11 protein-coding genes and 1 riboswitch are annotated in these 10,049 nt (G+C 70.0%); of the genes, 6 read left to right on the top strand and 5 right to left on the bottom strand.

The window, feature by feature from the left end:
* The 4 genes from AC1DVT_RS14075 to AC1DVT_RS14060 all read left to right on the top strand — a co-directional run.
* A partial coding sequence (locus tag AC1DVT_RS14075) for an ABC transporter ATP-binding protein (protein ID WP_477389670.1) occupies positions 1-830 on the top strand: 830 nt, incomplete at its 5' end.
* A 59-nt stretch (positions 831-889) separates the two neighbouring features.
* Positions 890-1,759, top strand: a complete 870-nt coding sequence (locus tag AC1DVT_RS14070) for an ABC transporter permease (protein WP_477389671.1) — start codon at positions 890-892, stop codon at positions 1,757-1,759.
* Complete coding sequence (locus AC1DVT_RS14065; RefSeq protein ID WP_457099994.1) at positions 1,756-2,577, top strand: ABC transporter permease; 822 nt, start codon at positions 1,756-1,758, stop codon at positions 2,575-2,577. The genes AC1DVT_RS14070 and AC1DVT_RS14065 overlap by 4 nt, the downstream gene beginning before the upstream one ends.
* 11 nt (positions 2,578-2,588) lie before the next feature.
* Positions 2,589-3,335, top strand: coding sequence for an HNH endonuclease family protein (locus tag AC1DVT_RS14060; protein WP_477389669.1), 747 nt, complete (start codon positions 2,589-2,591; stop codon positions 3,333-3,335).
* A gap of 1 nt (position 3,336) precedes the next feature.
* On the opposite strand, the gene AC1DVT_RS14055 is transcribed toward AC1DVT_RS14060, so the two are convergent.
* Genes AC1DVT_RS14055 through ribD form a run of 5 tightly spaced genes read right to left on the bottom strand, consistent with a single transcriptional unit; the run spans position 3,337 to position 7,225 of the window.
* Positions 3,337-3,690 (bottom strand): Fe-S protein, encoded by a 354-nt coding sequence (locus AC1DVT_RS14055; RefSeq protein ID WP_477389667.1) that lies wholly within the window; start codon positions 3,688-3,690, stop codon positions 3,337-3,339.
* Between the two features lie 58 nt (positions 3,691-3,748).
* Entirely contained in the window at positions 3,749-4,246 is a 498-nt protein-coding gene (gene ribH, locus AC1DVT_RS14050) for a 6,7-dimethyl-8-ribityllumazine synthase (RefSeq protein WP_477389666.1), read from the bottom strand.
* Entirely contained in the window at positions 4,243-5,526 is a 1,284-nt protein-coding gene (gene ribA, locus AC1DVT_RS14045) for a GTP cyclohydrolase II (RefSeq protein WP_477389665.1), read from the bottom strand. The genes ribH and ribA overlap by 4 nt, the downstream gene beginning before the upstream one ends.
* Positions 5,523-6,200, bottom strand: coding sequence for a riboflavin synthase (locus AC1DVT_RS14040; RefSeq protein WP_477389664.1), 678 nt, complete (start codon positions 6,198-6,200; stop codon positions 5,523-5,525). Before AC1DVT_RS14040 ends, ribA begins: the two co-directional genes overlap by 4 nt.
* Positions 6,200-7,225, bottom strand: coding sequence for a bifunctional diaminohydroxyphosphoribosylaminopyrimidine deaminase/5-amino-6-(5-phosphoribosylamino)uracil reductase RibD (gene ribD / locus AC1DVT_RS14035; protein WP_477389663.1), 1,026 nt, complete (start codon positions 7,223-7,225; stop codon positions 6,200-6,202). Before ribD ends, AC1DVT_RS14040 begins: the two co-directional genes overlap by 1 nt.
* A gap of 66 nt (positions 7,226-7,291) precedes the next feature.
* Positions 7,292-7,450: riboswitch (FMN riboswitch) on the bottom strand.
* 151 nt (positions 7,451-7,601) lie between these two features.
* Between ribD and AC1DVT_RS14030 the strand changes: the two genes are divergently transcribed.
* Both AC1DVT_RS14030 and AC1DVT_RS14025 read left to right on the top strand, forming a co-directional pair.
* Positions 7,602-9,308 carry a glycerol-3-phosphate dehydrogenase/oxidase gene (locus tag AC1DVT_RS14030; RefSeq protein ID WP_477389662.1) on the top strand — a complete coding sequence of 569 codons (1,707 nt, stop codon included), beginning with the start codon at positions 7,602-7,604 and terminating at the stop codon, positions 9,306-9,308.
* A 72-nt stretch (positions 9,309-9,380) separates the two neighbouring features.
* A partial coding sequence (locus tag AC1DVT_RS14025) for an FGGY family carbohydrate kinase (protein ID WP_477389661.1) occupies positions 9,381-10,049 on the top strand: 669 nt, incomplete at its 3' end.

The following is a 10,049-nucleotide window of genomic DNA, read 5'->3' as shown; positions in this document are numbered from 1 at the left end:
CGTTCGGGCTGCTCGGCCCGAACGGCGCGGGCAAGTCCACGACGATGAAGATGGTCGGCGCCGTCTCGACGCGCACGAGCGGGAGCCTGAGCATCCTCGGCCTCGATMCCGACCAGCATGGGCCCGAGATCCGCTCCCGCCTGGGGGTCGTGCCGCAGCAGGACAACCTCGACGGCGAGCTCAACGCCCGCGAGAACCTCTACATCTACGGTCGCTACTTCGGCCTGCCCGGCAAGGTCTGCGCGCAGAAGGCCGACGAGCTGCTCGACTTCGCGCAGCTGGGCGACAAGGCCAAGAGCAAGGTCGACCAGCTCTCCGGCGGCATGAAGCGCCGCCTCACGATCGCGCGCGGCCTCATCAACGACCCCCGCATCCTGCTGCTCGACGAGCCGACCACCGGGCTCGACCCGCAGGCACGCCACGTCCTGTGGGACCGCCTCTTCCGGCTCAAGGAGCGCGGCACGACCCTCGTCCTCACGACGCACTACATGGATGAGGCCGAGCAGCTGTGCGACCGCCTCGTCGTCGTCGACAAGGGCCAGATCATGGCCGAGGGCACCCCGGCCTCCCTCATCCGCGAGCACTCCAGCCGCGAGGTGCTCGAAGTGCGCTTCGGCTCCGACCGCAACCAGCAGGTCGCCCCGCAGCTCGAGGGGATCGGCGACCGCGTCGAGGTGCTCCCCGACCGGATCCTCATCTACACCGCGAACGGCGAGCACGCGCTCGAGCGGGTCACCGCCTCCGGCCTCGAGCCGATCACCTCGCTGGTGCGCCGCGCGAGCCTCGAAGACGTTTTCCTCAAGCTCACCGGACGGACGCTGATCGAATGACCCCCGATCCGGTCGGCGAGCCCTTCGACGGCGCTGCGGAACCACCCTTGGAGCCACGGATGCCGGGGGCCCCGGCATCCGTCACATCCGAGTACCCGTCGCTCGACGAACTTCGGGCGGAGGCCATGGAGTGGGGGCAGAAGCCACGCCGCTTCGGCACCTGGTACGTCACGGAGCACATGGTGCGCGCGATGCGCGCCTACGGGTGGACGATCATCGTCGGCTCGCTCGGACAGCCGATCCTGTACCTGCTCGGCATGGCGGTCGGCCTCGCGGCGCTGATCGACGCGCCCGTGTCGGACCGCGGACAGGAGGTGTCATACCTCGTGTTCGTCGCGCCGGCGCTGCTGATGACCGCGGCGGTCTCGGTGAGCACCGAGGAGTTCACGTTCCCGGTCATGGCGGGCTTCAAGTGGCGACGGTACTTCTACGGCTTCAACGCCTCGCCGCTGGGTTCCCCGCAGATCGCGGGCGGAGTGGTCGTGGGCGCCTCGGCGCGCATGTTCGTCACTGTGGCGCTCTACTACCTCTTCATCTGGCTGTTCGGCGCCGTGCCCAACCCCGAGACGGGGTGGCTGACGATCCCGGTCGGCGTGCTCGCCGGGCTCGCGTTCGGCATCCCCCTGATGGCGTACGCCGCGTCGATCGAAGACGACAAGGGCCAGTTCGCGATGGTGCAGCGGTTCATCTTCGTGCCGATGTTCCTGTTCTCCGGCACCTTCTATCCGCTCGCGACGCTGCCGATCTGGCTGCAGTGGATCGGGTGGATCTCGCCGCTGTGGCACGCCACCGAACTGGGGCGCATCGCGACGTACGGCTCGCTGGGCGACGACCCGCTCGTGTGGGTGCACCTCGGCTACCTCCTGCTCCTCGCCGTGGGCGGCTTCGCACTCGCCCGGCGGATCTTCACGACAAGACTGGCGAAATGAGCGCGACGACAGCAGTGGCCCCTGTCCGTGCCGGCGGGGTGCGCTCCTTGTGGGCGGGCAATCCGGGCGCGGTCGTGCAGCGCGGACTCATCGCGGCGCGCTCGTCGAGCTGGATGGTGGTGTTCTCGGGCTTCTTCGAGCCGGTGTTCTTCCTCGCCTCGATGGGGCTCGGGCTCGGCGCGCTGATCGGCGACGTGCCGACTTCGGGCGGCGTCGAGGTGCCGTATGCCGCGTTCATCGCCCCCGCGCTGCTGGCGGTGTCGGCGATGAACGGTGCGATCTACGACTCGACCTGGAACGTTTTCTTCAAGCTGAACTACGGCCGGCTCTATGAGGGCATGCTGGCCACCTCGCTCGGACCGCTGGATGTCGCGCTCGGCGAGATCCTCTACGCGCTGCTGCGCGGACTGATGTACGCGACCGGCTTCCTGATCATCATGCAGATCCTCGGGCTGAACCTCGCACCCACCGCGATCCTCGCGATCCCCGCGGTGCTGCTCATCGCCTTCGGGTTCGCGAGCGTCGGCATGGCGGTCACGAGCTACATGAAGACCTTCCAGCACATGGACTGGATCAACTTCTTCCTGCTGCCGATGTTCCTCTTCTCGGCGACGTTCTACCCGATCACCGTCTACCCGGAGTGGGTGCAGGCTCTCGTCATGGCCTTCCCGCTGTGGCACGGCGTCGAACTCGTGCGCGGCTTCACGACCGGGGTCATGAGCCCGGACATGTGGATCCACATCCTCTACTACCTGGTGATGATCGCCTTCGGACTCGTCTTCACGACGAAGCGGCTCCGCGCGCTCTTCCTCGACTGATGGGGTGGGTGATGCTCCGGCCGCGTGTGCGCCGCGCATCGGTCGCCGGCCTCGGCGCGGGGCTCATCCTCGTCGTCGTGCTGGCGCTGTCGGTCGGCCTGCCGCGCGCGACCTCGGGAGTGGTCCCGGCATCCGGGACGAACTCCGATGCGGCGCCTGGTTCGGATGCCGCAGCCGCCCCCGCCGGCACGCCGGGGGCAGACGCGGCAGCCGCGCAGGCCCAGCTGTCGGCACTCCAGGTGGTCTCCGGTTACTCGGACATCCCCTATGACCGGGATCGGTTCGGACAGCGCTGGGCCGACGTCGACCGGAACGGGTGCGACACCCGCAACGACGTCCTCGGGCGGGACCTGCTCGACCCCGTCTTCAAGGCGGGCACCAACAACTGCAAGGTGCTCAGCGGGCTGCTCATCGACCCCTACGACGGCGTGCACGTCGACTTCGTCTCGGGCTTCGACACTTCGGTACTGGTCCAGATCGACCACGTCGTGGCCCTCGGCTGGTCGTGGGGGCACGGCGCCGAGTACTGGACCGATGAACTGCGCACCCAGTTCGCCAATGACCCGCGCAATCTCGTCGCGGCCTCGGAGGAGATGAACCAGGAGAAGAGCGCCTCCGGTCCGAGCGACTGGCTGCCACCGGTGCCTGAGCTGCGCTGCACGTACGTCGAGAACTTCATCGACGTGCTGGACGCCTACGACCTCGGCATCAACTCCGCCGACAAGGCGGCCGCCCAGGCCGTGCTGGAGGGATGCTGAGTCAGCGCCAGATGAGTGCGATCGCGGCGTTGGCGAGGGTCAGGACGCCGATCGACCAGAAGATGCCCGGCGGCACCGAGCCGTTCTTGCGCTGGCGGACGGACCCGATGCCGAGGAGCGCGCCGATAGCGAGCAGCACGAGCAGCTTCACGCCGAGCTTGACGTAGTTCAGGTCGTACTCGATGCCCCAGGGTGCGGCGAGGGCGAGCCCCGCGAGCGCGGCGATGCCGAGACCCCACTGCATCAGCGGAGTGACCTGCAGCCGGCGGTTGTACGCCTCGACTGCCCACGCGCCGAAGAGCAGGGCGAAGCCGACGAGGTGGATGAGGACGACGACATGGCGGAGGGTTTCCATGGCGCCCACGATACCTTACGTACTACTGAAGGTTAAGTCCGGTCGTCAGGGGATCGAGCTAGAACCCGGCCGGTCGGCGCTGTGCGTCGCGCAGCTCCTGGAGGACGCGCACGGTGCAAATCGCGGCATCCGCTGCTTCGAAGCCCTTATCCTCGATCGAACCGGGAAGGCCCGCACGATCGAGACCCTGCTGCTCATCGTCGAGGGTGAGCACGCCGAAGCCGACCGGCTTGCCGGTGTCCAGTGCGACGCGGGTGAGCCCGTCGGTGGCCGCCGACGACACGAAGTCGAAGTGCGGGGTGCCGCCGCGGATGATCACGCCGAGCGCGACCGCCGCGTCGGCACCGGCATCCAGCGCCGCCTTCGCGACCACCGGCAGCTCGAAGGAGCCCGGAACGCGCACCAGCCGCCAGTTCGCGCCGGCCGCATCGAGAGCGCGCTGCGCGCCGCCGATCAGGCCATCGGTGATGACCGGATGCCACAGCCCGGCGACGATGACGACCTCGAGGCCCGTTCCGTCGGTGCTGCCGAGGATCGGCGCTCCTTTGCCGCTCATGCGCCGGCTCCTTCGTTGTGGTGCAGCGCCGCGAGGGCGTCGGTGAGGTCCTGCTGGTCGATGAGGTGGCCCATCCGGTCGCGCTTGGTGGCGAGGTACTGGTGGTTGTTCGGTCCGATTCCGACCAGCAGCGGCACCTGCTCGACGATGTCGAGGCCGAGCTCGCGCAGCTGGTTGACCTTGTCGGAGTTGTTGGTCAGCAGTCGCACCTTCTCGACGCCGAGGTCGGAGAGGATCCCGGCCGCCGCCGCGTAATCGCGGGCGTCGGCGGGCAGGCCGAGGGCGAGGTTGGCGTCGACGGTGTCGAGGCCGCGCTCCTGCAGGCTGTAGGCCCGCAGCTTGTTGATGAGGCCGATGCCGCGTCCCTCATGGCCCCGCATATAGATGACCACGCCGCCGTCCCGCGAGATCGCGTCGAGCGCCGCCCCGAGCTGCGGGCCGCACTCGCACTTGAGCGAGTCGAACGCCTCGCCGGTCAGGCACTCGGAGTGCACCCGCACCAGCGGGGCCTCATCGGTGAGGTCGCCGGAGACGACGGCGAGGTGGTCGGTGCCCGTCACGCGGTCCTTGTAGGCGAGGAAGCGGAACTGGCCGTGCGCGGTCGGGACGTTCGCCTCAGCGCGCAGGCTGACGTGACGTCGGGAGGCCGAGTGCGTCGGCGTCTCGAGCGGTTCATGCTCTTCGAGGTATGCGATGAGCTGCTCGATCGTGATGACGGGCACGCCGTCGCGCTCGCCGAGCTCGACGAGGCCGGGCAGGCGCAGCATCGAACCGTCTTCGGCGACCACCTCGGCGATGGCGCCGACCGGCTGGAGGCCGGCAAGGCGCATGAGCTCCACCGCGGCCTCGGTGTGGCCGCCGCGCTCCCGCACGCCGCCGTCGACGGCGCGCAGCGGAAGGATGTGACCCGGCCGGGTGACGCTCGTCGGCTTCGACGCGGGGTTCGCGAGCACGTTGAGGGTGTGTGCGCGGTCGGTGGCGCTGATGCCCGTCGAAACGCGGTCGGCGGCGTCGACGCTCACCGTGTACGCGGTGCCGCGGGCGTCCTCGTTCACCGCGACCATCGGCGGCAGGTCGAGCCGGTCGGCCCATTCCGCGGGCATCGGGGCGCAGATGAATCCGCTCGACCACCGCACCGTCCAGGCGACCCACTCGGGGGTGGCCAGTTCGGCGGAGAGGATGACATCACCCTCGTTCTCGCGGTTCTCATCGTCTGCGACGATGACCGGGCGTCCGGCGCGCAGCGCGTCGAGCGCTTCGGGAATGGTGGCAAGGCTCATCGCGAGCCCCCTTCGGTTGTAGCGGCTTGCGGGGTGAAGGCGAGGAGGCGCTGCACGTGGCGCGCCAGGATGTCGGTCTCGAGGTTGACGCGCTCGCCGGCGACCCGAGAGCCGAGCGTGGTGGCTTCGAGCGTCTCTGGAATGAGCGACACCTCGAACCAGTGACCGCCCGAGGGGGTCCCTGAGCTTGTCGATGGGGTCCCTGAGCCTGTCGAAGGGTCGCTGGCGGCGCTGACGGTGAGTGAGACGCCGTCCACGGCGATCGAGCCCTTGTCGACGACGAGCGGGGCCAAGGCATCCGGAAGCGAGATGCGCAGCACGCGCCACTGCGCGCCGGGCCGCACGTCGAGCAGCTCGCCGGTGCCGTCGATGTGCCCCTGCACGATGTGACCGCCGAGGCGTCCGTGCGCCGCGGTCGCGCGTTCGATGTTCACCACGCGCCCGGGCGCAACGCCGTCGAGCGTCGACATCTCGAGCGTCTGGCGCATCACATCGGCGGTGAACCAGTCCTCGCCCTGGTCGACGACCGTGAGGCAGACGCCGCTGACCGAGATCGAGTCGCCGTGCGCGGCATCCGACACCGCCTTCGGGGCGCGCACCGTCAGGCGCACACCGTCTCCCGACGCGGCGACGGCTGTCACCGCACCGATCTCTTCCACGATTCCGGTGAACATCAGCGGGTCCCTTCGATGGGGTGGGCGACGATCAGCAGGTCGTCGCCGAGTGGTTCGACGGATGCCACGGCCAGGCGGCGCGCGTCGCCGATCGTGTCGATGCCGAGGTCGCCGAGGGCGAGGCGGTCGCCGCCGAGCAGCACGGGCGCGACGTAGGCCAGCACCTCGTCGACGAGGCCGGCGCGCATGAAGGCGCTCGCCACGGTGGGGCCGCCTTCGACGAAGACGCGCTGCACCCCTCGGTCGCGCAGTCTGGCGAGCACCGCACGCAGATCCGTGCCGTCGTACTGCAGGACGGGGAGCGGATGCCGGCGCACTGCCGCGTCCGCAGGCACCGCCCGTGCTCCCAAGACGACCGGGATCGGCTGGTGCGACAGGAGGGCGCCGTCGGGGTCGCGTGCGGTGAGCGCGGGGTCGTCCGCCAGCACGGTGCCGGTGCCCGCCACGATGGCATCGGCGAGGGCGCGGCGACGGTGCACGTCGGCGCGGGCCTCGGCGCCGGTGATCCACTGACTCGTGCCGTCGGATGCCGCGGCCCGGCCGTCGAGGCTCTGCGCCCACTTCACGGTCACGTGTGGTCGGTCGAGCCGCTGGACGGTCAGCCAGCCTTCGAGCAGCGCAGCGCCCTCGTCGGCGAGCAGGCCGGCCTCGACCTCGACCCCCGCGGCGCGAAGGTGCTCGGCGCCGCCGGAGGACTTCACGCCAGGGTCGTCCACGGCGTACACGACCCGCGCGATGCCGGCCTCGATCAGCGCCTGCGCGCAGGGACCGGTGCGACCGTGGTGATTGCAGGGCTCGAGCGTGACGACGGCGGTCGCGCCGCGCGCCGCGCCCGGGGCGAGCTTCGACAGCGCATCGACCTCGGCGTGCGCGGTGCTGGCGCCGCGATGCCAGCCGTCTGACAGCAGGTCACCGGCGGGGGAGAGGATGACCGCACCGACTTGCGGATTGACTCCTCGCGGCCCGCTCAACGCAAGCCCGAGCGCGCGACGCATCGCGTCCCGTTCTGCCTGTGTCGCCGTCATCCGTCTTCCTGCCCGCCATGGCGTGCAACCGGGGCGCGAAGGGAAGCGGCGGCGCACATCACGCCGCCCGTGCTGCCTCCCATCCGGACTCGCAGCGCTCTTCTGCTGCATCACCGTCGGTTCCGGATTTCCACCGGATCGGCCTCGGCACGCATCAGGATGCGGAAACCTCGGCTCGCGGACTGTCACCGCCGGTTCGGATTCTCACCGACCCCGGAGCACGTTCGTTGCTCTCGATCCTACTCAACGCCCTCAGCGCGAGTTCATTCCATGTCCGCGAATGAAGCTGTGTCAACCCAGGATCCCGTGACTTACAGCGGTGTCATCATGGAGGAGACGACCACAGCACCTCCGGGGGGAACGCATGACCGTGGGCATGACACGAGGATTCGACGCACTGATCGAGCGCCCGTACGCGGACGTCCTGATCATCGGCGGCGGCATCAACGGCCTGGCCACGTTCCGCGACCTGGCGATGCAGGGCGTTGACGTCGCCCTGGTCGAGCGTGCGGACTTCGTGAGCGGTGCCTCCGCGGCGTCATCGCACATGATCCACGGCGGCATCCGCTACCTCGAGAATGGCGAGTTCCGGCTCGTCCACGAGTCCGTCACCGAGCGCAACAGCCTGCTGCAGACGGCTGCCCACTATGTGCGGCCGCTGCAGACCACGATCCCCATCTACTCGACCTTTTCCGGCGTCCTCGGTGCACCCCTCCGGTTCCTGCGGCATGGCGGCGGCAGTCACACCGAGCGGGGCGCCGCCCTGATCAAGATCGGGCTCGTCATCTACGACGCCTTCTCGCGGGGCGGCGGCCGGGTGCCCCGGCACGAGTTCCACGGGCGCAAGCGCTCGCTCGCGCAGCTGCCGGCACTCAATCCCACGGTCAAGTACACCGCGACCTACTGGGATGCCTCGCTGCACGACCCGGAGCGGCTCGCACTCGATGTGCTCCGCGATGGGCGCGCCGCCGGCGGCGACCGAGCGCGCGCAGCCAACTACACGGCCGCGGTCGCGGTCGATCGCGGGCGCGTCGTCCTGCGCGACACCGAGACCGGGGCGGAGACGCCGTTCGCGGCATCCGTCGTCATCAATGCCTCCGGACCATGGACCGACATCACGAACCGGGCGCTCGGCGACCGCACCCGGCACATGGGCGGGACCAAGGGCTCGCACATCGTGCTCGATCACCCCGAACTGCTGGCGGCGACCGGCGGTCGCGAGCTCTTCTTCGAGAACAAGGACGGCCGGATCGTCCTGATCTACCCGATCAAGGGGCGCGTGCTCGTGGGCACGACCGACCTGGAGCACAGAATGTCCGAGCCGGTCGTGTGCACCGAGGCCGAGGTCGACTACTTCATCGACCTGGTCCGGCAGGTGCTGCCCGATGTGCAGGTGGGCCGGTCGCAGATCGTCTATCGCTTCTCGGGCGTCCGCCCGCTGCCGGGGCACGGGAACGTCGCCCCCGGCTTCGTCTCGCGGGAGTACCGGATCGACGCCGAGACGATCGCCGGCGGCGATGCGACCGTGCTCAGCCTCGTCGGCGGCAAATGGACCACGTTCCGCGCATCGGCCGAGCATCTCGCCGACCGCGCGCTCGCGCTGCTCGCCCGCCCCCGCCGGTGCTCCACCAAGGGCGTCGCGATCGGCGGCGGGCGCGGGTACCCGACGACCGAGCGGGCCCGCGAGGAGTGGGTCGCCGCGCACGCGGGCAGCCTCACCGCCGAGCGCGTCGCAACCCTGCTCGACCGGTACGGCACCATCGCCGAGAACGTGATCGCAGCGATCGAAGCGGATGCCGCGGATGCACCGCTCGCGGCGCTCGGGTCGTACAGCACCGGCGAGCTGCGCCACCTGGCTCGCACCGAAGACGTGGTGCACCTCGAAGACATGCTGATGCGGCGGACGAGCCTCGCCTTCACCGGCGAGGCGACCGAGGCCGTGGCGGCCGAGATCGCCGCGGCGATCGCCCCGGTGATCGGCTGGAACGCGGCCCGGGTCGACGCCGAAACGGCCCGAGGCCTCGCCCGCGTGCACGCCGCCGACCCGTCGTGGGACGCGGCATCCATCACCGCGATAGCGTGACCGGAGGGTCGCCGCGCGGACGCGTCTCGACGATCGCATGCGGGCAGGGCTGCCCGCGAGGAAGGAGACGGCGTGGCCGATCACGTCCTGGCCATCGATCAGGGGACCACATCCACTCGGGCGATCGTCTTCGACGTCGCCGGCTCGGTCGCCTCCGTCGCGCAGCGCGAGCACGAGCAGATCATGCAGCACGCCGGCTGGGTCGAGCACGACCCGGTCGAGATCTGGACGAACGTCGAGTGGGTGACCTCCGCCGCACTGGCCCAGGCGCATCTCGCGGCGCGCGACGTTGCCGGCATCGGGGTCACCAACCAGCGCGAGACGGCGATGGTGTGGGATCGGCGCACCGGGCGCCCGATCCACAACGCGCTGGTCTGGCAGGACACGCGGACCCAGCCGCGCATCGACGAGTTCGCCCGCGCCGCGGACGGGCGCGCCGAGCGGTTCACCGAACTCACGGGTCTCCCGCTCGCGACGTACTTCTCGGCCTCCAAGATCGCGTGGGTCCTCGACCATGTGCCCGGTGCCCGTGCGGCTGCCGAGGCGGGCGAGCTGCTCTTCGGCACGCCGGACACCTGGGTGGTGTGGAATCTGACCGGCGGCCGGCGCGGCGGCATCCACGTCACCGACGTCACCAACGCGAGCCGCACCCTGCTGATGGACCTGCGCACCCTCGACTGGTCGGACGAGCTGCTCGACATCTGGCGGATCCCGCGGTCGATGATGCCCGACATTCGGTCG

The sequence above is a fragment of the Microbacterium sp. P2_F9 genome (assembly GCF_056403635.1).
This window is presented reverse-complemented; position numbering and strand designations above follow the sequence as displayed.

Bases quoted from the DNA above. Each gene is read 5' to 3' on its own strand.
- AC1DVT_RS14070 (WP_477389671.1), top strand. From the start codon at position 890: ATGCCGGGGGCCCCGGCATCCGTCACATCCGAGTACCCGTCGCTCGAC.
- AC1DVT_RS14065 (WP_457099994.1), top strand. From the start codon at position 1,756: ATGAGCGCGACGACAGCAGTGGCCCCTGTCCGTGCCGGCGGGGTGCGC.
- AC1DVT_RS14060 (WP_477389669.1), top strand. From the start codon at position 2,589: ATGCTCCGGCCGCGTGTGCGCCGCGCATCGGTCGCCGGCCTCGGCGCG.
- AC1DVT_RS14055 (WP_477389667.1), bottom strand. From the start codon at position 3,690: ATGGAAACCCTCCGCCATGTCGTCGTCCTCATCCACCTCGTCGGCTTC.
- ribH (WP_477389666.1), bottom strand. From the start codon at position 4,246: ATGAGCGGCAAAGGAGCGCCGATCCTCGGCAGCACCGACGGAACGGGC.
- ribA (WP_477389665.1), bottom strand. From the start codon at position 5,526: ATGAGCCTTGCCACCATTCCCGAAGCGCTCGACGCGCTGCGCGCCGGA.
- AC1DVT_RS14040 (WP_477389664.1), bottom strand. From the start codon at position 6,200: ATGTTCACCGGAATCGTGGAAGAGATCGGTGCGGTGACAGCCGTCGCC.
- ribD (WP_477389663.1), bottom strand. From the start codon at position 7,225: ATGACGGCGACACAGGCAGAACGGGACGCGATGCGTCGCGCGCTCGGG.
- AC1DVT_RS14030 (WP_477389662.1), top strand. From the start codon at position 7,602: ATGACACGAGGATTCGACGCACTGATCGAGCGCCCGTACGCGGACGTC.